The 25610-nt window shown below is 33.1% G+C and carries 26 protein-coding genes; 8 read left to right on the forward strand and 18 right to left on the reverse strand.

Translation table 11 applies throughout. From position 1 onward, the window contains the following. Nucleotides 1-14: 14 nt before the first annotated feature. Nucleotides 15-1358 carry an imelysin family protein gene (locus FJR48_RS09835; RefSeq protein ID WP_241856060.1) on the reverse strand — a complete coding sequence of 448 codons (1344 nt, stop codon included), beginning with the start codon at nucleotides 1356-1358 and terminating at the stop codon, nucleotides 15-17. Nucleotides 1359-1530: 172 nt separating this feature from the next. Between FJR48_RS09835 and FJR48_RS09840 the strand changes: the two genes are divergently transcribed. The 3 genes from FJR48_RS09840 to FJR48_RS12575 all read left to right on the forward strand — a co-directional run bounded on the left by FJR48_RS09840 (nucleotide 1531) and on the right by FJR48_RS12575 (nucleotide 2937). Beyond that, entirely contained in the window at nucleotides 1531-2052 is a 522-nt protein-coding gene (locus FJR48_RS09840; RefSeq protein WP_152307956.1) for an FMN-binding protein, read from the forward strand. Beyond that, on the forward strand, nucleotides 2052-2525 hold the full coding sequence (locus FJR48_RS09845) for a hypothetical protein (protein ID WP_152307957.1): 474 nt from the start codon (nucleotides 2052-2054) through the stop codon (nucleotides 2523-2525). The genes FJR48_RS09840 and FJR48_RS09845 overlap by 1 nt, the downstream gene beginning before the upstream one ends. A gap of 61 nt (nucleotides 2526-2586) precedes the next feature. Beyond that, nucleotides 2587-2937, forward strand: coding sequence for a hypothetical protein (locus FJR48_RS12575; protein ID WP_488356407.1), 351 nt, complete (start codon nucleotides 2587-2589; stop codon nucleotides 2935-2937). Here the strand turns inward: FJR48_RS12575 and FJR48_RS09850 are convergent. Both FJR48_RS09850 and FJR48_RS09855 read right to left on the reverse strand, forming a co-directional pair. Further along, nucleotides 2881-3846: an FAD:protein FMN transferase gene (locus tag FJR48_RS09850; RefSeq protein ID WP_152307958.1), complete on the reverse strand. Its 966-nt coding sequence runs from the start codon at nucleotides 3844-3846 to the stop codon at nucleotides 2881-2883. The two genes, FJR48_RS12575 and FJR48_RS09850, sit on opposite strands and share 57 nt — an antisense overlap. Nucleotides 3847-3855: 9 nt before the next feature. Beyond that, the gene (locus FJR48_RS09855; protein WP_152307959.1) at nucleotides 3856-5136 is read right to left on the reverse strand and encodes a hypothetical protein; all 1281 of its coding nucleotides are present in this window, start codon (nucleotides 5134-5136) and stop codon (nucleotides 3856-3858) included. A 158-nt stretch (nucleotides 5137-5294) separates the two neighbouring features. On the opposite strand from FJR48_RS09855, the gene FJR48_RS09860 reads away from it, so the two are divergent. After that, nucleotides 5295-5852, forward strand: coding sequence for a CDP-alcohol phosphatidyltransferase family protein (locus FJR48_RS09860; RefSeq protein ID WP_152307960.1), 558 nt, complete (start codon nucleotides 5295-5297; stop codon nucleotides 5850-5852). A gap of 2 nt (nucleotides 5853-5854) precedes the next feature. On the opposite strand, the gene FJR48_RS09865 is transcribed toward FJR48_RS09860, so the two are convergent. Further along, nucleotides 5855-6244, reverse strand: a complete 390-nt coding sequence (locus tag FJR48_RS09865; RefSeq protein WP_152307961.1) for a DoxX family protein — start codon at nucleotides 6242-6244, stop codon at nucleotides 5855-5857. Nucleotides 6245-6318: 74 nt separating this feature from the next. Between FJR48_RS09865 and FJR48_RS09870 the strand changes: the two genes are divergently transcribed. Further along, nucleotides 6319-7005: a response regulator transcription factor gene (locus FJR48_RS09870; protein ID WP_152307962.1), complete on the forward strand. Its 687-nt coding sequence runs from the start codon at nucleotides 6319-6321 to the stop codon at nucleotides 7003-7005. Between the two features lie 7 nt (nucleotides 7006-7012). Here FJR48_RS09870 and FJR48_RS09875 read toward each other — a convergent pair whose 3' ends face one another. The 7 genes from FJR48_RS09875 to FJR48_RS09905 all read right to left on the reverse strand — a co-directional run bounded on the left by FJR48_RS09875 (nucleotide 7013) and on the right by FJR48_RS09905 (nucleotide 16319). Then, entirely contained in the window at nucleotides 7013-7450 is a 438-nt protein-coding gene (locus FJR48_RS09875) for a Dps family protein (RefSeq protein WP_152307963.1), read from the reverse strand. 92 nt (nucleotides 7451-7542) lie between these two features. After that, nucleotides 7543-10614, reverse strand: a complete 3072-nt coding sequence (locus tag FJR48_RS09880; protein WP_152307964.1) for an efflux RND transporter permease subunit — start codon at nucleotides 10612-10614, stop codon at nucleotides 7543-7545. Beyond that, nucleotides 10607-11671, reverse strand: coding sequence for an efflux RND transporter periplasmic adaptor subunit (locus tag FJR48_RS09885; protein WP_152307965.1), 1065 nt, complete (start codon nucleotides 11669-11671; stop codon nucleotides 10607-10609). The genes FJR48_RS09880 and FJR48_RS09885 overlap by 8 nt, the downstream gene beginning before the upstream one ends. Next, nucleotides 11668-12855, reverse strand: coding sequence for a TolC family protein (locus tag FJR48_RS09890; protein ID WP_152307966.1), 1188 nt, complete (start codon nucleotides 12853-12855; stop codon nucleotides 11668-11670). The genes FJR48_RS09885 and FJR48_RS09890 overlap by 4 nt, the downstream gene beginning before the upstream one ends. Nucleotides 12856-12898: 43 nt before the next feature. Then, the gene (locus tag FJR48_RS09895) at nucleotides 12899-13201 is read right to left on the reverse strand and encodes a hypothetical protein (RefSeq protein ID WP_152307967.1); all 303 of its coding nucleotides are present in this window, start codon (nucleotides 13199-13201) and stop codon (nucleotides 12899-12901) included. A 60-nt stretch (nucleotides 13202-13261) separates the two neighbouring features. Next, nucleotides 13262-15136, reverse strand: coding sequence for a sensor histidine kinase (locus FJR48_RS09900; RefSeq protein ID WP_152307968.1), 1875 nt, complete (start codon nucleotides 15134-15136; stop codon nucleotides 13262-13264). Next, nucleotides 15129-16319, reverse strand: coding sequence for a DNA recombination protein RmuC (locus FJR48_RS09905; protein WP_152307969.1), 1191 nt, complete (start codon nucleotides 16317-16319; stop codon nucleotides 15129-15131). The genes FJR48_RS09900 and FJR48_RS09905 overlap by 8 nt, the downstream gene beginning before the upstream one ends. Before the next feature lie 76 nt (nucleotides 16320-16395). Between FJR48_RS09905 and FJR48_RS09910 the strand changes: the two genes are divergently transcribed. The 3 genes from FJR48_RS09910 to FJR48_RS09920 all read left to right on the forward strand — a co-directional run bounded on the left by FJR48_RS09910 (nucleotide 16396) and on the right by FJR48_RS09920 (nucleotide 20810). Continuing rightward, nucleotides 16396-18561, forward strand: coding sequence for a diguanylate cyclase (locus FJR48_RS09910; protein WP_152307970.1), 2166 nt, complete (start codon nucleotides 16396-16398; stop codon nucleotides 18559-18561). 181 nt (nucleotides 18562-18742) lie between these two features. Beyond that, the gene (locus FJR48_RS09915; protein WP_152307971.1) at nucleotides 18743-20275 is read left to right on the forward strand and encodes a DEAD/DEAH box helicase; all 1533 of its coding nucleotides are present in this window, start codon (nucleotides 18743-18745) and stop codon (nucleotides 20273-20275) included. Nucleotides 20276-20357: 82 nt separating this feature from the next. Further along, nucleotides 20358-20810 (forward strand): HIT family protein, encoded by a 453-nt coding sequence (locus FJR48_RS09920; RefSeq protein WP_152307972.1) that lies wholly within the window; start codon nucleotides 20358-20360, stop codon nucleotides 20808-20810. Here FJR48_RS09920 and FJR48_RS09925 read toward each other — a convergent pair whose 3' ends face one another. From FJR48_RS09925 to metK, 7 genes are all read right to left on the reverse strand, one after another. Beyond that, nucleotides 20811-21809 carry a beta-ketoacyl-ACP synthase III gene (locus tag FJR48_RS09925; protein WP_152307973.1) on the reverse strand — a complete coding sequence of 333 codons (999 nt, stop codon included), beginning with the start codon at nucleotides 21807-21809 and terminating at the stop codon, nucleotides 20811-20813. A gap of 3 nt (nucleotides 21810-21812) precedes the next feature. Continuing rightward, a complete protein-coding gene (plsX, locus tag FJR48_RS09930; RefSeq protein ID WP_152307974.1) occupies nucleotides 21813-22820 on the reverse strand; it encodes a phosphate acyltransferase PlsX in 1008 nt (335 codons plus the stop codon). Between the two features lie 3 nt (nucleotides 22821-22823). After that, a complete protein-coding gene (gene rpmF / locus FJR48_RS09935) occupies nucleotides 22824-22973 on the reverse strand; it encodes a 50S ribosomal protein L32 (RefSeq protein WP_152307975.1) in 150 nt (49 codons plus the stop codon). A gap of 17 nt (nucleotides 22974-22990) precedes the next feature. Continuing rightward, nucleotides 22991-23341, reverse strand: a complete 351-nt coding sequence (locus tag FJR48_RS09940; RefSeq protein ID WP_152307976.1) for a DUF177 domain-containing protein — start codon at nucleotides 23339-23341, stop codon at nucleotides 22991-22993. An 8-nt stretch (nucleotides 23342-23349) separates the two neighbouring features. Next, nucleotides 23350-23763, reverse strand: a complete 414-nt coding sequence (gene ndk / locus FJR48_RS09945; protein WP_152307977.1) for a nucleoside-diphosphate kinase — start codon at nucleotides 23761-23763, stop codon at nucleotides 23350-23352. Nucleotides 23764-23893: 130 nt separating this feature from the next. Next, nucleotides 23894-24178 carry a 4Fe-4S dicluster domain-containing protein gene (locus tag FJR48_RS09950; RefSeq protein WP_152307978.1) on the reverse strand — a complete coding sequence of 95 codons (285 nt, stop codon included), beginning with the start codon at nucleotides 24176-24178 and terminating at the stop codon, nucleotides 23894-23896. Between the two features lie 119 nt (nucleotides 24179-24297). Next, entirely contained in the window at nucleotides 24298-25452 is a 1155-nt protein-coding gene (gene metK / locus FJR48_RS09955; RefSeq protein WP_152307979.1) for a methionine adenosyltransferase, read from the reverse strand. Nucleotides 25453-25610 lie beyond the last annotated feature (158 nt).

Here is a 25610-nt window from a genome sequence, read left to right on the forward strand (position 1 = left end):
CATTACGACTTTTACTAAATATCCGTCTCGTCCGGATCTGTTACATCACTTGAAGTCAATGATATTCCAAACTCACGAGCTACGTCAACCATAGTGTCCCCAAGGTTTCTTAACTTATTTTTAGCATTTGTCAAATTTGCTTTATTTGAACTTCCGTCTTTGATTTGATAATCAAAATGCTCACTCGATACTGCTAAGTTCATAGCTGTAACTCTTGAATCTATATCTGTTAGCAATGTATCTATAGCTTCTTTTGTATCGTCGCTTAAAAGAGAATAAAATCCGGTACCTTTAGATGCACCTTTATATTCGCCTTTTAAAACATTTACAAAACCTTGATAATTTTTATCCACGTCAACATGAGTATTATCAGAAAAACAAGAGTGCTCATCTTCTTCGCTAGGTGTAAGTATCGCTACAGCCATACGCTCGTTTGCAAGTTCACTTTTTATAAAAGTACCCATACCTGCAAAAACCTGTTTTAATGCTGCATCAGTCTCTATAGCATTAGTACCCCCGCCTAAAAATGCTTCGCGATAAGACCCGCTGCCTGCCGTCCATGCATCTACCATATCTGTTAAATCATCTACAATCAACTCCGATGCAGCTACTAAATAATCTGCTCTTCGGCTAGCTTCAGGCGAACCGTCAGTATAGTCCGTAAGTGGTCTTTGACCTGCCGTTGTAGCACCGTTTGTTACTGTATCTGCTATAAAGTCATTATAATCCTGATCTTGTCCCCAAAGTAAAAATTCTATTGCGTGATAACCCGTAGCTACGTTCGCATCTCCGCCGTTTTCATTTAAAGCTGCGAGAACACTTTTTGTAATAGTAGTTGCATCTACGGTTGTAGCCTCACTGCCGCTAGGTGTAAAGTTTCCTGCCGTATCTATAATGTTTCCGCTAGTAGTATTACCGTCTGCATCTGTTGTATAATCAATCATGTTTTCATCTAACGGCCATGCGTTTAACTGCCCCTCGGGTGCACCCCAACTTGCCGCAAAACCTTCTTCTGCATCTATAGGACCGTTTGATAGTCTAAATATCTCCGTAGTTCCGTAAGATATACGAGCCGTTTTCCAAGCTTCTTTAACTGCTGTAAGATTAGCAGTATTCGGTGTAGCTACAAATGTATCTATTGCAACATTTAAAGCCTGTGCATCTGTTAATGCATCCGTATAGTTAGCTAAAGCTATATCAGCATATGTTGTTAAAGCAGCCGTTTTATTGGTTGCTGATACACTTGAAGTATCCTGCACGACTACTGTTGAACCATCACTTCCTCCACATCCCGCTGTAGAAAATGTTAAAACCGTTGCCAAAACAATCGAGCCTAATATCTCTTTTTTTAATTTCATTATTTATCCCTTCATATTGATAATTATTATCGGTATCATATCAAAGAAGCACTTATGACATTTTTATGACAATGTTCATTATTAAGATTTTAATAATGAATATCATTACTGTTGACAAAGGAAAAATATTGATATAGAATTTCAATATAAAAATATTAAAAAGATATATATAATGAAAATAATCCTACTTATAACTATATTAAGTATATTTATAGATGCAAAGGTACTTACAAGCATAGATGAGGCGATGAATGCTACATTCGGAGAAGATTGTAAGATCTCAAAAAAGACAATTCTTCTTAAAAACAATGAATTTAAAAAAGTTCAAAAAATAGCAAAGACAAAAATAAAATCTAAAATTTTTCAAGTATATTTTGCTAAAAAAGATTCTAAAACAATTGGTTACGGTGTACTAATCAGCAAAAAAATACGCTCAAAAAACGGAGTCGTTTTATATATGATTGATGTAAACGGCACGCTAAAAGAGATAGAGATAATAGCTTTTAACGAACCACTAGATTACCTACCGTCTAAAAAATGGAAAAATGAGTTTATAAATACTCCAAATTCCAAACTTTTAGAAGTCGGGAAAAATATACCTACCATAACGGGAGCTACTTTAAGTGCAAAAAGTATCACAAACTCGGCAAGAGTCGCTTTAGCTCTTTATGATATTAAACTAAAAGAGTTCTAATGAAATTTTTAGTAGTTAAAGAACTTAACGAAGATGAAAACTTTAAGCCTCTACTGAGTGCTTTATTATCCTTTACGCTAATTTATCTATTTGTTGATATATTTGTGAAAAACCATTCTATAGGTTTTTTTCCAAAAGATATATTAAATAGTTTTTTAGGTAATGAAGACGAATATATAGATCCGATGCAGACGAGTGTTTTTTTAGAGTATTGGCATATGGAAATATTTTTTATTATGATGATTTTGCTAATACTTAGTGCTATTTATATTCGCATACATAAAAATACAAAACTCACTTTAGTGATTTCAAATGCAAATCTTATCTGTGCACTTATATCTTTAATAAGCATAGCTATCACGTACTTTTACATACCCTCTTTTGTATATATATATTTTACAACATTTGTTATATGGCATCTACTGTCTCTTTATATATCTTTTAGCTCAATATACAAGCTTTATTTTGCATAATTCATACAAAATCTTCATCTTATATTTTTTAGCATTTAATACTTTGCTTTTATTTAGTGCGATGGTTATTTTCAGTACAAAAATAGGTTTTTCTCCAAGTAATATATATGAGTACTACGTAGATAAAACAATCATTGGAATTTTAAAAGTAAATCTTCCCCATATATTTGTATTTGCCTTATTTAGCATGGTTCTTTTACATTTTTTAATCTTTACAAAGTATAAAAATCAAACTAAACATCTTACTGTTGTACTTTTTATAAGTGCAGTGTTTGAACTTACTTCTTCACTATTTATAGTAAAGGGATTTTTTATTTTTTCTTATTTAAAGCTTATTAGTTTTGTAAGCTTTTACTCACTCATAATATATATATCTGTTCTGATTATATTTGACATTCTCAGATATAGATAAGTCAAAATATTGCATATAGTTTTTACTAATTAATATCTCTTTTGTAGCTGTAACTATTATATATGCCAACGGAAGTGAGTCTAAAAACTTTATGCTTTTTGAAAACGGCATAACTGAAGCTGCCGTAGCATAAGCATCTATATCTGCATTTGGCAAAGAAGATACAAGTGTGATAGAACTAAACGATACCTGAGGTTTTTTGGAGTATGGGTCTATTAAATGAGTGTTTTTTTGATTTTTTACATATCTGTTATATGTCCCGCTTGTACTAATAGAACTAATATTTTGCTTTGTATTGATTTTAAAAATACTAGAGTTTTCTTTAAAAGGGTTCTGCACTCCGACTTTGCATCTACCTATACACGCAATATCCCCACTAAGAGATATTTGTGCTTTTTTTATATTATTTTTCAAATAATATTCCTTTACCTTATCAACTGCATATCCTTTACCCATACCGCCAAAATCTAGTTTTATTTTGGCTTCTAAGCTTGCTTCATAACTATTAAATTTAATATCTCTAAAACTTGTAAGTGTAGATTTTAGAACTTTAGGATGCGGAATATAAGTTCTATTTTCTCCAAATCTGTAGAGTTGTTTACTTATATTTCCTATTGCTACATTAAAGTATCCATCTGTTTTTTCATAATATTTTTGACAAAGCTTTAAAACTTCATATGTGTATAGATCAAGTTTTACGTATCTGTCTTTATTTAATGTTTGTACTGTACTTTTAGGTTTATATGTAGAGAGAGAATTTTCTACATCTTTAATTATTTCAAACCCCTCTTCTATAAGCTGGGGGTTTTTCTCCAAACTTATAGATGCAAAAGTTCCCATAAGAACTTTTGTTCTGGTTGAAGAGAGAAGAAGTGTAGTAAATAAAAATAGCAGTATTAAATATTTCATATAATCTTTTTAGAACTGATATGTAAACATCATCTGGAATCTATCCCAATCATATGATGTTTTGACCTTATTTTCCAAGTCTCTGGATATTACGTATAAGCCCGTAAGTGCAAAATCTTCGTCGTAGCTATATTCAAAACCCATATCTTGTTCTTGTATTCTTTCTTTTACCCCTAGCGAGTTTTTCTCACCCGTAAAAATTCCTATAGAATACAGCATTTTTAATTTACTTAAAGTATAAGTAGTACCCATCACAACAGCCTCGGCATCTCTGTCTATTGCTATTTCATCTATTATCATGGTGTCCATACTTGTATATAATGAACCGCCGCCTAAGCCTGAAAAGCTCTCTTTATCTTTATGTTCATGTGCTTTATTATAGCCCAAGTTAATACCGAACTTATCTATAAATGCACCTATATAAGCACCGTAAACAGTCGCTTCTATACCGCTGTTATCTATCTCTTTTTCTCTAAGGTACTGAGCATCCACATGGATATAAAGCTCTTTTGATATGTCAAAATCAAATCCGCCGTCGATATATACTGCATTGGTTAAACCTGTCATATTGTAATACCAAGTATTAAAATATTTTTCAGAGTTAGTATAAGATATCCCGCCGATATTTATACCGTGCGTACCTAGTTTTTGCCAACCATCATCCAAACCTGCATCTACACCTTGCCATTTTCCGTATTTTGCTGCATAAAACGTAAAGTCTGATTTTTTATAAGTTAAAGTATAACCTTCAAAAGTATTTGAAATCATTCTAATATCGTCACTGTCGGCCAACGGCGTATCTATAAGTTGACGACCTGCACGAAAATTAAAACCTTCATTTTTATAGTTTATATACGCTTCACTGGCAACTACATAATTACCGGTTGAAGACGATAACTCCGTATTATGTTTTTGCATTTCTCCTGTAGCCCAATCTACATCATTTGATATCAAAACACCAAAAGCCGCGTTAAAGCCGTTTAAAGAAGCGAGTTCATACTTTAGTGCTCCACCTATCGCCGTAGCATAAGTATCACTTACACCCTTTTCCTTATTGCTATACCAAGCCGAAACTGTTCTAATTTGACCGATAACCTTTGCATCGCTAAATATACTTTTAAAAGCTTCAACAGCCGAAACTTCTTTTTGTTCTACCTTACTACCTTCATCTATAGTCTGTCTAACAGAGTGTATTTTTTCGACACTTTTTTTTTCATCGTTATCGGCTCCGTTTAAAAGCGTAAAAAAGGTTACTTGTGTTAAAAGTAATATTTTATAAAAATTTTTCAATTTATTCCCCAAAAACATTTTGATATGAAAATGATAATGATTTTCATCTTATAAATAACTTAATAATGATAATTTTTATCAAGAAAAAATATATTAATAATTTAAACATCTTTTGTTATAATTTTAAAAAATATTTCCACCACAACAGAGGCTAGTTAATGAAATTTCTTTTTACGTCTTCATCTCAGTTTAATCTTGCAAATATGTTTACGTTCGTAAATATAACTGCTGGATTATTAGCTGTATATTGCATATCCCAACACAACTTTTTCGTAGCTATAATATTTGCTTGGATAGGTGGAGCATTTGATATATTTGACGGAAAGATAGCTAGAAAATACGGCCTCTCAAATGAGTTTGGAATCCAACTCGACAGTTTTGCGGACTTTTTAAGTTTTGTACTAGTTCCGGTATTTTTAATATTTGAAGCCGTATATTCCCCTGCTGATATGGGTTATTTACTTTTACTTGCAGGTATTGTTAGCATCTACTATGTCATATCGGGATTAAGAAGACTTATATACTTTAATATAAATGCAGATGCAGGTGAAGTAGAAAACTATTTTACGGGTGTACCGACCCCTTTAGGGGCTATACTTTTATGGTTGGCATATGTAGGATATATATATTCTATACTGCCCGCTACTGCAGTTATTGTTATTATGATTTTAATCGGTTGGAGCCTAAACTCAAAGATAAAAGTTAAACACCTCTAAGTTTACTTGGAATTAACTGCGTATTTTCCGCTTCCAAGTAAAAATATAACTATAGACATAAGCAGATATAAAAGCGGTAATTCAATTACTGGTGCTCCGTGTTTTCCGAGCTCAAATAAAGATGAACCGTGAGCTAAAAATATAGCCATCAACATTGTAAAGGCAAGTCCTAAAGAAGCTACTCTTGCATATAAACCCAAAATAATTAAAACAGGAAATACAAGCTCACCGACAAATACGCCATAAGCAAAAAATTCAGGCAAACCCGCATTTGTAGTTAGATATCTGACTCCGCTGATACCGTTTATAATTTTTTCAAAACCGTGAAAAAGCATTAAAACACCTACACTTATTCTTAAAATCAGTTTGGCAATATCCGGTGAATGAAACATATTTACAAGCTCCTTTTATAATTGTGTACTTTGTTTTTTCGATTCTTGTATAATACCCTAATGGGAGTTAACTAATGATAGATATTCTTAAAAATTTTACTATTTTGTATGTTGAAGACGATGAAGTAGTTCGTAAAAGTGCTCTTGAGTATTTAAGCAGAATTTCAAAAAAAGTACTAGAGGCAAAAGACGGTAAAGAGGCTATAAAAATATATAAACAAGAAAAACCCGACATAATCATTACCGATATATCTATGCCCAAATTAAACGGTCTTGATATGGCAAGTTATATCCGTACACACGATAGAAATGTACAAATCATAGTAGCTACGGCTCACTCTGATGTAGAGTATTTGATGCAGGCAGTCGAATTACAACTTGTTAAATATATAATTAAACCTATAACAAAAGAAAAACTCTTAGATGCACTGGAGAAATCTATGGTGCTTATCAAAGATAAAAGTAAGTTCAATCTGCCCCTTAGCGAGAGTTGTTATTATAATGCGTATGAAAAAATAATCATCGAAGATGAAAAACAGATAAAACTAACAAAAAACGAGACACTGTTTTTAGACCTTTTAGCCCATCATCATAGTCGAGTAGTAACTTATGAAGAAATAGAGAATGCAATCTGGCCATATGAAGGGATGAGTCAAGATGCTATTCGCTCCCTTGTTAGAGGGATTAGGAAAAAAGTCCCAAAAGGAGCGATAGACAATATCAGCGGAAGCGGATATAAACTTAATATTTATAAATTTTAAGTTTATATTATTTCAACATTGAACCTAACATCCATAACTCTTTTTCAAGAGCTGCAATATTGTCATCTGCAAATGTAGCAGTTGTTTTATCAGCCGCTTTATCAGCTTCGTCACTAATTTTTGAAAAAAGTTTTAAAAGATACTCGTAATCTGTAATAATACTTTTCACAACTTCTTTTGATCTAAAAGTATCTTTCTTTTCCTCTTTTATTTTGGTAGCTTTTGCAAGGTCACTCATAGTAAGGTATGGTTTACCTCCAAGTTGGATAACACGCTCGGCAGCATCATCGTAAAGTGTGGACATATTAGTATATATCTCTTCGGTTTTTAAATGTACCGGAACAAAATCCATTCCTTTAACATTCCAATGATAGTTATGTATTTTTATATATAATGCATTAGCATCTGCCTGTAATTGTTTTAATTGATTTATAACTTTTGCCATTTTTTTCTCCTTATTTTTATGGTAAGGATATTGTAACATATAATTCTAAAGGATAATAATTTTCCTTTAGAATTAATTTTTTAAATTAAGAATCATTTATGGTCTGATTTTAAAATAAATTTATGATACAAAATAGGCAGAAGTATCAGAGTTAAAAACGTAGATGAAACTAAACCGTTTATTATCACTATAGCAAGAGGTTTTTGTATCTCCGAACCCGGACCCGTTGCAAAAAGCATAGGTATAAGTCCAAGTGCTGCTATGGATGCAGTCATTAGTACGGGACGCAATCTTCTAATAGAACCTAAGGTTACCACCTCTAACGAATCTTTTACACTCTCTTTTAAATAGTTAAAATAGTTTAGCATCACAACCCCGTTTAATACGGCTATACCCATTAGGGCAATAAATCCCACAGATGCAGGTACACTCAGATATTCCCCCGTCAGGTAAAGTCCAAACACACCGCCTATTAAAGCAAAAGGTATATTTAGTAAAACCAAAAATGCCTGAAGACTTGATTTAAAAGTCAAAAGGAGCAGTATAAAAACTAAGCCGATACTGATAGGAACAATTATAGACAATCTTTTTGAAGCACGCTGTTGGTTTTGATACTCACCTGCATACTCTATAAAATACCCCTGAGGCAATTTGATGGAAGATTCTATTTTATTTCTTAGTTCATCCACAAAACCTACTAAGTCACGCCCGATAACATTTGTCTGAACTAAACTTTTTCTCATACCGTCCTCATGGTCGATTTGAACCGGTCCACCGGTCATTTTAAAATTTACTAGTTCATTTACTTCGACACTGTTTCCGTTATCCAGTACATATTGCAAGTCGATATTTCCGTGCATGCTGGTTTGAAGTTTTTTAGAACCCTTAATCATAAGGGGTATCCTTCTAAGATCTTCTTGTATTATTCCAACCTCAACACCGTCCACGCTGGCTTTAAGGTACGATGAGAGTTCATCACGACTTACCCCGTATCTTGCCATAGCTTCATCTTTAAACTCTACTTCCCAGTATGTTACACCCTCGTTAGCTTTTTTATAAACATCACTGCTTCCTCTTATAGACTCTGTTATTCTAGCTACATCTTTTGCTATGCTCTCTAACTTTACTGTATCTCCACCGTATATATTCACGACTATATCTCCGCGTGAACCGCTTAACATCTCAGATACGCGCATAGCTATGGGTTGAGTAAATCCGTATTCGATTCCTACAAATTCATCAAGTACCCTTCTAAACTCGTCTAAAAGCCACTCATTTGAAGGTACACGCCACTCATCTTTTGGCTTTAATACCAAAAAGGTATCCGTATCGTTAAGCCCCATCGGGTCAAGTCCTATCTCGTCACTTCCCCCACGTGCAACAATAGAGATAACTTCGGGTACTTCTTTTAAAAGACTTTGTTGTATTTTTAAATCTATATCCCTGCTGGCTTCCAATGAAATCGACGGATTTTTCTCTATACCGATAATGACGTTTCCTTCATCAAGTTCAGGCATAAAAGTCTTACCGACCTGCATATAAGCAAGAACTGCTGCAATCCATAAAACACCGACTATTGCAAAAACAATTTTTTGATGCGAGAGTGCATATTTTAAAGATTTTTCATAAATATTTTCCAAAAAGACCATAAGTGCAACTTTTGGATGGGATGTTTGTTTTAAAATGTAAAAACTCACGACAGGTATAAAAGTAAGCGCTAAAATAAGAGATGACGTAAGTGCAAACACTATACTTAATGCAACGGGTACAAAAAGTTTACCCTCTAAACCTTCAAGTGTCAATAAGGGTAAGAAAACTATGATGATTATTAAAATACCCGTAAAAACAGGAGTGGCAACTTCTTTTGCAGAGTCCATAACCAATTGTAATTTAGACTTGTCTTTATTTGCCTCATCATACAGATGCTCGCTGATGTTTTCGACCATAACAACACCTGCATCTACAAGCATACCTATTGCTATTGCCAAACCGCCCAAACTCATAAGATTAGCCGTTATTCCAAAATAACTCATAGCAATAAAGGTCATCATAGCAGCAAAAGGTAGAATTATTGCAACGCTAAAAGCAGATGCAAAATTTCCTAAAAATAAAAACAGGACTATTACTATTAAAATCAAAGCTTCTATAAGTGCAGTCGAGACGGTGTGTATAGCTTTTGAGACTAAGTCTGAGCGATCATAAAATATATTTAGGCTTGTACCTTTTGGCAAATCTTTTTCTATTTTTTCAAGTTCACTTTTTACCCTTACTAAAACTTTTGAAGTATCTTCCCCTTTTCTTGATAAAATCAAACCTTCAACAGCCTCTTCTTTACCGTCTTTTGTAACAAAACCTCCACGGGTTAAAGAGCCTATTTGAACACTTGCTATATCGGATACTCTAATATTTCTGCCGTTATCGTATTTAACGATTAAGTTTGATATATCGTTTATATTTTTGAGTCTGCCCTCAGAACGTACAAAAAGACTTTGTTCACCTATGGACAACCTTCCGACTCCGTCATTTTTATTATTTTTCTCTAAAACCTCTTTTAAACGTTCCATAGTTACTTTGTATAACTTCATTTTAGAAAAATCAGGGACTACTTCATATGTTTTTACATATCCTCCGAGTGCATTTGCCTCAGCTACCCCGTCAATTGAGCGGATTCTTTTGTTTATAACCCAGTCAAGCAAAGTTCTTTTTTGCATCAAATCAAGCGTATCGGATTCTATGGTAAACATTAAAACTTCTCCGAGCGGCGTAGTAATAGGGGCTAATCCACCCGATACATTGGCAGGTAAGAGATCTTTAACTTCACTAAGTCTTTGAGCTACCTGTTGTCTTGCCCAATATATATCTACACCGTCTTCAAAATCTATAGTAATATCGCAAAGACCGTATTTTGAAAGCGAGCGAACAATTTTTTGGTTTGGAATACTTTGCATATTTTGCTCAACGGGAATCATTACGCGAGCTTCCATTTCTGAAGGCGTCATACCTGAAGATTTTAAAATAATTTTTACCTGTGTAGGTGCTACGTCGGGGTATGCATCTACAGGAAGTTTTAACATTGAGTTTGTTCCAAAAATTAAAACTATCAGTGCTATTAAAAGTATAAGTACTTTTCTTGAGAGTGCAAAATCAATAATCTTCTCACTCATCTTTATCCTCCATAGCATTTAAGAGTGCAGATGTTGAACTGACTGCCAGCACATCACCTGCTTTTAAACCGGAATTTACTACATAACAAACAGGTCCCTCTTTAATTATCTCTACTCCAACAACCTCAAAACCGTTTTTTACTTTTTTAAAAACATATGATTTATTATCTACAAATACCAAGGCGGTTTTTTTAATTTTTAAAGTATTACTCACTTTTTTTTCAATATTTGCTGAGTAAACTCTATTTATCATTATATTTTTACTGTTTTGTATTTTTGCTCTAACATTAACTGATTGGGATTCATCATTTACTATATTCCCTATTGCAGTTACTTTTGCAATATATGAATCAAAAACACACTTATCTCCAAGAGATATACTTTCTATGACTTTAACGGGAATACTTAATTCTATATATCTGTCTCCATCGGCAAAAATTCTTAACATAGAACGATTTGATTCTACTTTTTCACCAATGTTTACATCTATTTTATCGATAAGAGCGTCTTTTGGAGCAAGTATGTTTATTTTCATAATCGGTTGGTGATTTTTCTGAATTCTATTTAGCATATCAACACTAAATCCGCTTGATAAAAGTTCATTGGCACTCAGCTTTACTATCAAATCACTGCTTTGTTTTTTTTCAAGAGATTCCAAAAACTTTTTATCGGAAATGATTCCCTGTTTTTGAAGTTTTTCATCTCTTTGATAATTTGTTTGTATATTTTCACTCTCTATTAGTGCTTTAATATATTTTTCTTGCAGATTTAAAAGCTCGTTACTCTCAAGAGACAAGAGTTTTTGACCTTTTTTAACATGCTCTAGTTTCGCAACATATATATCTTTTACAACTGCATCTACATTAGAACCTATAGATATAATATCTTTTTTATCAAGAGTTACTTTAGCATTGTAAGGTCCAAGAGTTATAGAATCTACCGTAATCGTTTTTTGAACTTTTATCCCTAAATCATCTTGTTGTTTTTGTGAAATCTCTATAATTTTAAATCCAAAAAGAGAGATACTCATACCCAATAATATAAATATTTTTTTCATAAATTTTCTCCTAAATCTATATCTGCTTTTTTATATAACTCAAAAAGCTCATAGTAGTAATTTTTTTTGCTTTGAAGCATCTGCAACATATTTTCCGTATAAGAACGGGTAGAATCAAGATACTCCATAATACTGCCCTCACCCTCATAAAGTGCGGTTTTTGAAAGATTTTTTAACTCCAAACTCATTGGAAGTATTTCTTTATTTAACAAAATATACTCATCGTAAAGTGTTTGTACTTTTGTTTTAAGGGAGTTTGAGGTTTTTTCAAGTATTGAACTTAACGATTCTTTTTGAGCAGATAAAGCCGAGTTTTTATGTAAGAATTCAGCTTTTTGTTTTTGGTTTTGAGAACTTAAAAAAGATAGTGGAAAACTGATTCCAAACGAGTAACGAGTCGCTTCGAGTTCTTTTTCGTATGAGAGTTCGTAAGTAAGTGCTTTTAGAGATGAATTATATACATCATAAAATGATTTAGCAGAATTTTGCTTGTAAGTTATACTTTTTATCTGTGCATGTTCATCTATATTTTTAAGTTTGATATCTCTGCTTATCTGAACCAAATCATTACAGGAAAGTTCGCCTACATCTAAATTATCTATTAATTCATTTATTTCAGAGAGTTCCGATAAATACATACGCTTATAGTATATAAGTGTTTGTTGCAGTTTTGCCAAATCTAACTTATTAAAAAGAAGATCTTTTTTAGATATTTCGCCTAAATTATATGCTGATTCAAGCTGATTAAATCTTCCGTTTTGTTCTTTTAATAGAAGTTCGGCCCCTTGTGTAATCTCTTTTGATATACAAGCCAAATGATACTTTGAGGCTATATCTAATCTTAATATATGAAGCTTATGTTTTGATTCTTGATTTAATGCTTTTGTGTAAGAATCTACAGCTTTTTCTTTGTTTAAAGATGAAAATGGGTGAGAAAGGTTTTGGGATATTCCAAGTGAATACTCCATACCGCTGTCCGTACTTTCATCCGCCTGAGTTAAATTAACGCCAAGTTCAGGTGCATCTTGAGTTATAAACTGCTCACTTTGAGCTATATTCGAATATGTCTGTTGCTTAATTGAGAGTGTTTTTTTAGAGTTTTGCAGTGCATCTAAAATTTGAGATAAATTTTGTGCATACAAACCAATACTAAAGAAAAACACTAAAAAAAGTTTTGATTTCATAGTTTAACCTTTTAAAATAGTGTATATAAATTAAAAAAAATTATTAAACTGAGGGTGGTCTTTGCGGTACCAAGCTAATATTTGAGGTTATGCTAAAAAATAAGTTTGAAGGTTTTAAATCTAAAAGTTTTTCTTGAATTACGATATTGTCTTCACAGTTTGTTGACCAAATACTATGAATTGCTTCATGCATATGGGATTGTGCATCTCCATCGGAGATATCATGCTCAGCGTGTATTATGCCGTGTTTTGCAATCTGATGCTCTTGTATAAAATAATCATGAACTACAAAAAAAGCAAATATTAACAATAAAACCGTAAGAATTTTATTTTTTAAGATTTTCATACTATGTATTTTACAAAAAATAAAACAATAAATAATCAAAAAAATAATTTATTAAAATATTTAAAGAACTATTTTAAAACTAGCACCCCCATCTATATTCTGTACGATAATTTTACCGCCTAGATGTTCCTCTACAATCATTTTAGACATATATAATCCAAGACCCGTACCTTGTTTGGCATCTTTGGTTGTAAAATAAGGCTCAAAAATTTGATCCATTATTTTTGCATCTATGCCGCCGCCGTTATCCCTTACTTCTACAAAAGTTCCCCTTTGGCTACACTTTGTTATTATCTTGATTTTAGGCTCTGTTATATTGTTTTGAAATAGTGCATCTTTTGCATTTTTTACAAGGTTTAAAACAACTTGAACGAATTCGTTCACATATATCTCTATATCTTTTTCGCATTTATTGATATGTACTATCTCAATATGAGCATTTTCTAGGGGTTTTTTCATTAACTCTAGTCCACGTTTTACTACATCGCCTATATTGGTTAGTTCTTTTTTTTGATCGGGTTTAAAATAATCTCTAAAATCATCAATAGTTTCACTCATAAACTCTAAAAGATGATTCCCTTCTTTAATCTTTTCATCCAAGTATTTTTTGTTTAACTCTTTATATTCATAAGCCGAATCTATATTCATAAATATATAACTAAGCTGATTTAAAGGCTGTCTCCACTGATGTGCTATCATACTTAACATATCACCCATATCCGCCATTTTTGACTGTTGAATCAGCATCTTGTCTTTTTGTCTTAGATTATGAAGTTCTCTTGCTACTTTTTGCTCCAGCGATGCATTTAAAAGTTCAAGCTGTCTTTGTCTTAATTTTACCTCATCTTGATACGATAAAAAGATTTTATTAATCGTACGGGAAAAGATTATGGATAAAAATACGACCAGTACAACTATTATAGCTGTGATTTTTGTTATAAAATCGACCTCTTTATTTAAAAGAATTTGTATCTTTTCTTGTTTTTCAAGTTCACTTTTACTCATCTTCGATATATTAAACCCATATATAATATGCCAGTCAAACGACTCTATATATGTCGAGTAATATATATGTCCGTTTATATTTTGTTCATACCACTGTGGTTTTTTACTCAAACTATCTTCTACTTTTTGAAGAGGTTCGTTTCCTAATAACTCCCTCATTTTATGTGATAAATATATCGGTTTTTTATTTTCATAAATAGCTAAAAAATTGTTTTGTTGGATAGGAGTCGAACGTATGATATCAAGTGAATTTTGTTTTGCAAGTTCGAGTTGTTGCATATCAAATATACTCGAACCTATATACCAATCGTAAAAACCCAAATCTTTAACATATATGGTTTTTACGCCTCCGCCTTTATAATAGTTTGTCTTAATAAAACCTTCTTTATTCTTTTTTACTTTTGTAATCTCTTCAAGAACAATAGCTCTTCCGTCTGAGTCGCTGTAGTTCATTATATTTTTATTTTCAAATTCTCGTGAACCACTCAATACGCTTTTACCGTTAAAAGACGTAATAAAAATATAATTTTTTTTCTCATTAAAGTACATCTTTGATAGTGCATCTTTAATACGGTTTTTTATATCTTTCTCAGAGTTTGTTTTTCTATATTTTTCATATATGTGTTTTGCACTCTCGTATGCTAAATCTACTCTGGTTTTTAGCTCTTTTTTTATTGAAGAATCTATAGTATCGCTTTTATATTTAAACAAAGAATCTAGCTGGCTTACCCATACTTCACTCTCATTCTTTTTATTTGTAATATATTCACTTATGGAGTTTTTTCTGGCTTGTTCAAAATACTCTTCGACTTTATCTATATAAAATGTCCCTATAAAAAAACTAACTACCAATACCAAAGACATTGGGATGACTATTATAAGATTCGGGATTAGTTTAGTCTTGTCGAAAAAATTATACTTTTTACTCATCTTCTTCACTTTTTACATTTAATGCTTTTTTTGGTTTTAAGCCAAGTTCTACTACGTTTTTAGCACGTCTAATAACATTTCCGCGTCCACTTTTTAGTCTTTTCATAGCAGTATCGTAACTCTCTTTTGTTTTATCTATCTGTAAACCGATTTTTTGCATCTCCTCTACAAAACCTACAAGTTTATCATACATTGCTTCAGCTTCTAATGCTATTTTTTTAGCATTGTCTTCTTGTCTTTGTGTACGCCAAATATGCTCAATCGTGCGAAGCGTAACCATAAGAGTTGAGGGTGAAACAACAAGTATATTGCTCTCATATGCACGCTTAAAAAACTCTCCGTCTTGTTCAAGTGCCAGTAAAAAAGCTCCCTCTATAGGCATAAATAAAAGTACATAATCAAGTGTATTTATACCTTCTAGTTTATCATATTGTTTTGAACTGAGCTCTTTGATATGCTTAGAGATTGATGTTATGTGCTCTTTTAAAGCAATATTTTTCATCTCTTGATTTTCTTCACTTACAAAACGCTCATATGCATTTAATGAAACTTTTGAATCAACTACAATATCACGCTCACCGGGCATATGTATAACTACATCGGGCAAATATCTATCTCCCGCGTCACTTTTAAGATGCATCTGAAGTTCATACTCGCTACCCTCTCTAAGTCCGGATTCTTCAAGTATTCTCTCAAGAACTATTTCACCCCAATTACCCTGAGTTTTATTTTTACCTTTAAGTGCATTTGTAAGATTTAGTGCATCTTGACTTAATTGTTCGTTCATAAGTTTTAAGCGTCTGAGTTCATCTTTTAAAAGATGCCTGTCTTTTATCTCTTCATTAAACTGTTCTTGACTTAACTTCGAGAAGTTGCTTATCTGTTCACGAAAAGGTTTTAACATCATCTCAAATTGTTTTTGATGAGCCGTGTCAAAACTTTTTGTTTTATCTTCAAATATCTTATTTGCCAGAAGTTTAAACTCGTTGGAGAGTTCATCTTTCGCAGATTGAAGCACATCCAATTTCTCTTGTGAAGTTTTTATTTCCTGTTCATACTTAGTTTTTAAAACAGCATAATTCAGCTCAATATTTTTAAGTGAAGTATTTTGTTTTAAAAACAAATATATAAGAACGACAATAACTGCTATGGAGATTAAAAAAAGTATAAAATATATTTCCAAAAAACTTCCTGTTTGTTTTGTATCAATATTATACAATCTAATATTTAATTTTGTATATTATGCTAAAATATCATCCATGATAGAATGGAACGAAGGTCTTAACTTAGGGATTAAAACACTCGATAACGACCATAAACAACTTTTACACATTGTCTCAAAATTATCAAAAGCTATAGATGCCAACGAAACAATCGATGTCATTGAAAATATCTTCAACGAACTTGAGGATTGTACAGACAAACATTTTAAAAAAGAAGAAGATTATTTAAAAGATTGCAATTGTAGAGATTTAGACAAACATATACTTCATCATAGAGATTTTTCTCAAAGACTCTCACAACTAAAAATGCAAACTTTATCTTTACCTGCGGAATCCATATCTCACGATATAACGATTTATCTTACGGAATGGATTTTAAATCATGTGATTGAAGAAGATATTCCTTCTATTACGTTTTTTAAACAATGCGGTTTGACACTTGAAGCAGAAAAGTCGAGCAAAACTCTTCTTCAAAGGTTGATTAAAGCCACTACCGACAGATTTAGTTTTACAAAACGAATCTTCTTATCGGCAATAATTCCTCTCTCAGGGATGCTCCTTTTTGGAACTATTATTATATTTGTAAATTTTAACGAGTTTTTAAACATGAAAAATACATCTAAGGTTACACATATAACTTCAGATGTAAGTGAATTGGTTCACAACCTTCAAATCGAGAGAGGTTTAAACAGCGGATACCTCACATCGACAGATAATAAATTTAAAGATAGACTAACCAATCAAAGAAAATTAGTTGACAATGCCGTTCTAAAAATAACAAAAAAAATAAAAAATATCCATATAAATAATCTCAAAACTATTAAACCGCATATAGATACTCTAAAGAAAGATATCTTATCACTTAAAGAGATTCGTCAAAAAATAAATAATAAAACGATATCTCAAATCGATGGAATAAATATATATTCTCAAATAATAAAAAATATTTTAAATATAACCCCAAAAATAGCAACCCTAAACCTAAACAATAATTTATCTTCTTCTATTAAAACCCTTGCCTCTATTCAACAATTTAAAGAAGCGTTGGGACAAGAAAGAGCATATGGTACGACCATAATAGAAAAAAAAGATTTAACTATGAAAGAATATACCTCTTTTGCTAAACTTTTGGGTGTACAAAAAGCTTCTTTAATTACTTTTGGTTACACGGCTTCTAGTGAACAAAAAAACATCCTTGACTCTCTGATAAACTCAAATTCGGCAAAAAGAGTCGAGTTTTATGAGCAAAAAATAAAAGAACAAAGTTTTGATACAATCGATTCGGAAAATTGGTTTAAAGCAATTACAAAGTATATAAATGAGATAAAAGTTTTTGAAGATACGCTTTTAACAGAAGTAAAAACATTAATATCCGATAACATAGATTCAACCATAAGAAACTTTCTTTTATGGTTGGTGTTTAACACAAGTATATTGGCAATAAATCTTTTTATACTTTATACATTTAAAAAGAGTACGGTAGTTCAGATAGATGAACTAACAAATGCAATGAAAGATTTAGCAACCGGAGGAAGGGCTTTTATACTTTCTCCTATAAACATGAACAGAGACGAAATAGCTTATATGTACGATGCATATGAAACAACAAGACAAAAACTCTTAAAAGGCGATATGTACACACAGTTATATGAGAGTAAAAATGAGATTGAATTAAAAAAGAGAGAAAAAGAAAATAAAAAACTTGAAAAAATAGCATTTACCGATTCTTTAACGGGGACTCTAAACCGTCGTAAATTTGAAAAAGTAGCTCGACAAGAAATAGAGCGTTCAAACAGGTATAACTCCAAACTTAGTTTTTTAATGATAGATATTGACCATTTTAAACGTGTAAATGATACCTACGGGCACGCCGTGGGTGATGAAGTGATAAAACATTTTGCTTCTGCTTGTATGAAAATGCTTAGAAATATAGATGTCGTAGCGAGAATAGGAGGTGAAGAATTTGTTGTAATGCTTCCTGAAACTACAGTTGAAGGTGCATATAAATTTGCGGAGAGATTTCGCAAACAAATATATGCATCTGAGTTAAATATAAATGAAAAAAGTATAAGATTCAGTATAAGTATAGGTGTATCAACTTTAAATAAAAATGAAGATTTAAAAACTGTTTTACAAAAAGCAGACAAAGCTCTATATAGAGCAAAAGAATCGGGAAGAAACCGTAGTGTTATAAATAAATAGAATTTTTTACACAATATATACTTAAAATATTTGCAAGCTAGCAGCACTTCAACTTAAACTTGGTTTAATTTAGATACAATTCCAAACAAATTTTTTCTAGGGGGACGGTGTTAGTCCATAGATTAAGAAGCTTATATTTATTAAGCTCACTTGCGTCATCCCCTTAATACAAAGGTAAATGATGCAAGATAATGCACAAAACGAAACAATTGAACAAGAAGTTCAACCAACATTAACTTTCCAAGACTTAGGTCTTAAAAAACAGATTTTAAACTCTGTAAAAAAAGCGGGCTTCACTGTTCCAAGCCCAATTCAAGCTCAGGCAATTCCTGTTGTACTGAGTGGACGCGACATGGTCGGTCAAGCACATACAGGTACTGGAAAAACTGCAGCTTTTGGACTTCCTGCTCTTAACAATATGAAAAGAGATAACGGCGTAGAAGTTCTAGTTATCACACCTACACGTGAACTTGCAACTCAGGTAAGTGACGAGTTATTTAAATACGGTAAGGATTTAGGCGTTAGAACTACTACTATATACGGTGGAAGCTCGTACAAACGTCAACTTGACCTTATCAAACGCGGTGCAGGAATCGTTGTTGCGACACCGGGACGTTTATTAGATATTTTAAAACGTGATATGCTAGAAGATTTTGCACCAAGCATGGTAATTTTAGATGAAGCTGATGAGATGCTTGACATGGGATTTTTAGATGATATTAACGAAATTTTTTCTTATCTTCCGACAAATCGTCAAACTCTACTTTTCTCGGCTACTATGCCTAAGCCTATTAAACTTTTAGCCGAGCGTATTTTAGAAAATCCGGAATTTATCTCTATAACAAAAGGCGAAACTACTAATGCCGATATCTCCCAAGAGTATTACGTAATAGACGAGAGTGAACGTGACGATGCAATCATACGTCTAATGGATGCCGAAAATACAGGAAAAAGCGTAGTATTTTGCCGTACGAAAAGTGAAGTTGACAGACTTAGTAATGTTCTAAGCAATGCAGGATATTTAGCAAACGGTCTTCACGGAGATATGGAACAGCGTCAACGCGAAACGGTAATAAGCGGTTTTAAAAAGAACTCTGTAAAGGTTTTAGTAGCAACAGACGTAGCAGCTCGCGGAATACATGTAAATAACATTACCCATGTTTTTAACTATCATATCCCTTTTGATCCTGAATCTTACGTACACAGAATCGGTCGTACAGGTCGTGCAGGTACAAAAGGTAAAGCTATCACACTTTTAACTCCTCATGAGTTTAAAGAACTTCAAAAAATTAAAAAGAAAGTCGGAACTACCATGGAACATGCTTATGTTCCAAGTAAAAATGATTTAAAAGAAAACTCATTAAAAACTATGGTCAAAACAATAGAAGAACATAAAATTTATGATGAAGCCCATAAAGTGTTAGATATGTTAAAACAAGATATTGATGAAGAAACTATTATGTACAAACTAGTATCTATGCTTTTAGATAAACAAAGCGTAAAAGGTCCTGCAGATATTGGTATTCCTGCTGAGAAACTGACTAAAATACTAGAGAGACTTGAAAAACAAGGCGATAGAAACGGTTCTACCCGTGGACGTTCTCGTGGGCATGGAAATTACCGAGGGCGTAGTTCAAACAGAAACTCAAGTCGTACACGCCGTGGAAATAATAACGGCGGACGTAATAAATACAAAGACTACAATAAAAAATAGTATGTGTACCTTTTGCCATACGCTCTGCAAATGGCAAATATGCTATAATTTTTTTAAATAGCTATAAACAAAAGGCAATGAAATGCATACTATAATTTATGAAGATAAAGATTTATACGTACAAAAAGAAGAGAGTGAAATTCCTTGGCTTAAAATTTTCACAAAAGAACCGTATAAAGAACTTGGCGACGTACCTCCAAAACTTAGAAAACATCTTTGGGATGTGTACGATATAATAGAGTTTCATATGAAGTTTTATTATAAACCCGAAAAAATCAATATGGCTTCTTTTGCAAACAAGTTACCTCAAGTGCATATCCATGTAATGGCTAGATTTAAAGAGGATAGTTGGTTTCCAAATAATGTCTGGGAAGAAAAACTAAGAGAGTCAAATCTAAACCTTCCTAATGAAGAAAAGTTTTTTAAAGAACTTCATATAGCCCTAACCGATCAGCAAAAAAATCTTATTACCCAAGATAGACGCGATCCCAATAGGGAAAGAAGACGTAATATTAAAGATAGAAGAAAATCTTAATTATTTTAACGGTGAAAAAGGTACAAGGGCAGAACCCCAAGTAAGCCCGCCACCAAATGCATCTAAAAGCATTAATTCACCTTTTTGCAATCTTTTACTTTCATAAATATCATTAATAGCCATAGGGATAGATGCACCTGAAGTATTTCCGTATTTTGCAACGGTTAATACTACTTGTTCATCTTTTAGCTTTAGTGCATCTCCAACAGCTTTTATAATTCTGTAATTTGCTTGATGCGGTACAAAGTGTTTTATCTCATCACTATGGATATCATTCTCTTTTAGTATATCTATAACATCTTTTGTAAGTGTACGAACGGCAATTTTATATGTTTCATTACCTTTCATCTGCATATAGCAGCCTGCAACTTCCTGCTCTAAAGAATCATGAGCTGAACCGCTTCCTCCGTTTGGAGTCATAAGTAAATCTGCGTAACTACCGTCTGAACCCGTATGTATATCTATAATAGCTTCTTCTTTGTTATCAGTTGCAGATATTACCGCAGCACCCGCACCGTCACCAAAAAGTATACATGTACCGCGATCCGTAAAATCGGTAATTGCAGATAATTTTTCCGCACCTATTATTAGTACGTTTTTTTTCATACCCGATTCGATAAAAGCTTTTGCTATTGATAAAACATAAACAAAACCCGTACACGCAGCTGAAATATCAAATGCTTGAACATTAGGAAGACCCAGTTTTTGAGAAATAATAGTTGCAGTTGAAGGCATACAAAAATAATCAGGTGAGATTGTAGCACATACAATCATATCTATATCTTCTTTTGCTATACCGCTTCGCTCAATAGCTTGTTCTGCGGCTTTAACACCCATATCCGAAGTAAACTCATTATCATCGGCAATATGACGCTCTTTTATACCTGTACGTTTGGTAATCCACTCATCAGAAGTATCTACCATTTTTGATAAATCTTCATTTGTAAGAATTTTTTTCGGTACGTAAGCTCCTATAGAGCGAAAAGCAGCATAAGCCATGTCTTAACCTTTAGTAGATTGTTTTTCATTTAGATCGGCTATACGCTTTATGATATGTTCGTTTACACCTGTTTCTGTATAGTCGATAGCCTGAAAGATAGCATTTTTGATAGCTTTTGGTCCGCTTTTTCCATGACTAACAATTGCACAACCTTTTATTCCGATAAGCGGTGCTCCACCTACCTCTTCATAGTCCATCTGCTTCTTTAAAAGTTTAAAAACTTTTCTCATTAACAATGCACCGGTAATAGATACAGGTGATTTTCTGATATACTCTTTAATTAATCCGCTTACGGTTGAAGCCACGCCTTCACTTGATTTTAAAACAAGATTTCCTACAAAGCCGTCACAAACGATTACATCCGTACTTCCGTTAAAGATATCTCCACCTTCAACATTTCCGGCAAAACCTTTGTATCCTTCAAGAATCTTATAAGTAGCTTTTGTTACTTCATTTCCTTTGGATTTTTCTTCACCGTTTGCAAGCAAGCCAATTGAAGGCTTATCTATATCAAACATATCTTCGGCATAACATCCGCCCATTATTGCAAATTGAGCTAGATGTTCAGGTTTGGAATCAACATTAGCACCAACATCCAATAAAATAGAACGTCTATGATTTTTAGTCGGCATCAACGCCGCAAGTGCAGGACGGGAGACACCTTCTAAGCGACCTAGTCTTAAAGTAGCAAGCGTCATTGTAGCACCGCTGTGTCCAGCTGATACTACACCGTCTGCTTCACCGTCTCGTACTAAATCCATAGCTTTATAGATAGTGCTATCTTTGCGTTTTACAGCATCGGTGGCAGCATCACTCATTGAGATAACATCATCTGTATCTACTATAGAAATTTTACCTCTATAACGTCTTGGTAACAGAGGTAAAATTTCATCTTTTTTACCTACAAGAATTGGTATAAACTTTTTTTTCTTTAAAGCTTGAATACAGCCTGTAACAATCGGTTCAGGACCGAAGTCCCCACCCATTGCATCAATAGCAATTTTTACCATTGATTACTTATACTCACCGGTAGTAGGGTTGATGTGGTGTGGTAACTTGTATGTTCCATCTTTATCTTTTACCGGACGAGCCAATTTAATTTTATAGTGAGTTCTTCTTTTCGCTGAACGTGAATGAGAAACTCTTCTCTTAGGTACTGCCATCTTTTTTTCCTTTAATTTTATTTACATTTTGGGCAAGTGTTGTAATCACTTTTGATAAGTTCAAGCTCAGAAGCTAAAATCTCATCTAAATCTGCTTCACTCTCCATTGCTTCCACAACATCGATTAAGCTTTCATTTGTAGCTTCATATAAGCCGTCTGAAATGAAAAAATCTAATTTTTCATCTATCTGTTTCTCATATTCTTCTGCACAAATGTCACAAATAACGGGTAAAACACCCTTTATTTTAGCATTTAAGCGAAATAATTTGTCGCTATCATACTGTAAAAAACCTTTAAAAGTTATTTTATCAGACATTATTTCAAAATCTGATGGAGTTTTTGAAACTTTTATTAGTTTAATTTTCATAAATTATATTATGAAATTTCTCTCTCTGAGAAGAAAAATGCAATCTCTATTGCAGCATTTTCAACAGAATCGCTTCCATGAACTGCATTTGCATCTATATTTTCTGCAAAGTCTGCACGTATAGTTCCTGCTTCTGCTTCTTTAGGATTTGTAGCTCCCATTAATTCACGGTTTTTAGCCATTGCTTTTTCACCTTCAAGAACTGAAACTACAACAGGTCCCGAAATCATAAAATCGACTAAATCATTAAAGAAAGGTCTCTCTGCGTGAATCGCATAAAAAGCTTCTGCATCTGAACGAGTTAATTGAATTTTTTTAGTTGCTGCAATTTTAAGCCCATTACTCTCAAAACGGTCTAATATTTTACCAATAACACCCTTAGCTACGGCGTCTGGCTTAATAATTGATAGTGTACGTTCCATCAAAACTCCTAATTAATTTTAAAAATAGGATGGAATTATACCGAAAATTTTATGTTTTTTTGATTAAATTTGGAAATTCTTCCAAGCAGGTCGCTTGGAAGTTAAAGATATTTTGTAATAAATTTAATACTTATTCTACTACAGGTTCATGATTAGAACGTTGTTCATCAGTTACATCATCACGGTGTGACGGTGAATCACCTATAGCATCCCAAGTAATACAGCCCTCTGTAGGACACGCAGTAGCACATGCAGGCTCATCGTGGTGATCTACACATTCTACACATTTATCACCATATACGTAATAAATTTCTTCACCTGTCGGATTATCATCCTCATCAACGATTGCTTCTACCGGACACTCGTCAATACAAGCACCACAGTTAATACATGTATCATTAATTAATACTGCCATATTCTTCTCCATTAAATAATTTCAAAAGCAAGTTTATCACAGTAATTTTAAAGATAGCTAAAATATTTATTTTTCTTTGAAGAAATCCCCCTGAGTGGGGGAGTTGATAATGATTATTATTAAATTTTCAAGTAGTTTCTAATATCTTCTACTTTATTTGTTTGTTCCCAAGGAAACTCTTCGCGACCAAAATGCCCGTAAGCAGCAGTTTGCTTGTAGATTGGACGTAGTAAATCCAGTGATTCTATAATACCTTTAGGCGAAAGATCAAAAAGCTCTTTTACACACTCTTCAATCTTAGCTTCATCTATTTTTCCAGTCCCGTGAGTATCAACCATAATTGAAACTGGCTGAACTACACCGATAGCGTAAGCAACTTGTAGTGTAGCTTTATCACAAGCTCCGGATGCTACAAGATTTTTAGCAACCCATCTTGCTGCATAAGCTGCACTTCTGTCAACCTTAGTAGGATCTTTTCCACTAAATGCTCCACCACCGTGAGGACAGCTTCCACCATAAGTATCAACAATAATTTTACGACCTGTAAGACCCGCATCGCCTTGCGGTCCACCGATTACGAACTTACCTGTAGGATTGATATGATAGATTGTATTTTCACTTATCATATCTGCAGGAATAACTTTTTTAATAACCTCTTCGATCATATCTTTATGAATCTGCTCTTGACTAGTTTCCGGAGAGTGTTGAGTAGAAATAACAACAGTCTCTACAGAAACCGGATTTCCATCAATATACTTCACAGAAATTTGAGCTTTACCGTCAGGGCGTAGATAAGGAACAATCCCCTCTTTTCTAACTTCTGCCAGTCTTTGCGTTAAGCGGTGTGCTAGGTGAATTGGCAACGGCATAAGCACATCCGTTTCACGACATGCATAACCAAACATCAAACCTTGGTCACCGGCACCAATCTCACCGCTGGCTTGATCGACACCTTGATTAATATCAGGTGACTGCTCACCGATACCGTTTAATACAGCGGCAGATCTATGGTCAAAGCCATAGGTAGCATCTGTATAGCCTATTTCCTGAATAACTTCTCTTGCAATCTCTTGCATCGGCGCATACGCCGTTGTCTTCAGTTCGCCTGCTATTACACAAAAACCATTAGATACTAAAGTCTCACACGCTACTCTAGCATTTTTATCATTTTCAATAATATAATCCAAAATTGCATCACTGATTTGATCAGCCATCTTATCAGGATGCCCTTCTGTTACAGACTCTGAAGTAAATATGTACTCTTTTTGTGACATTTTATCTCCCGTCATCGATTTTTATTGAAATATGGGCTAACCCATAAATCGGAGGAAGTATATCACACTATTATTAAGATTGTCTTTTTATAAATCAATAAAATATGATTTTATTATTTAGTATATTTTAAAAGATAAAAATTATCCTTAAGTATATT

The organism is Sulfurimonas lithotrophica (assembly GCF_009258225.1).
GTDB classification, from domain to species: Bacteria; Campylobacterota; Campylobacteria; order Campylobacterales; family Sulfurimonadaceae; genus Sulfurimonas; species Sulfurimonas lithotrophica.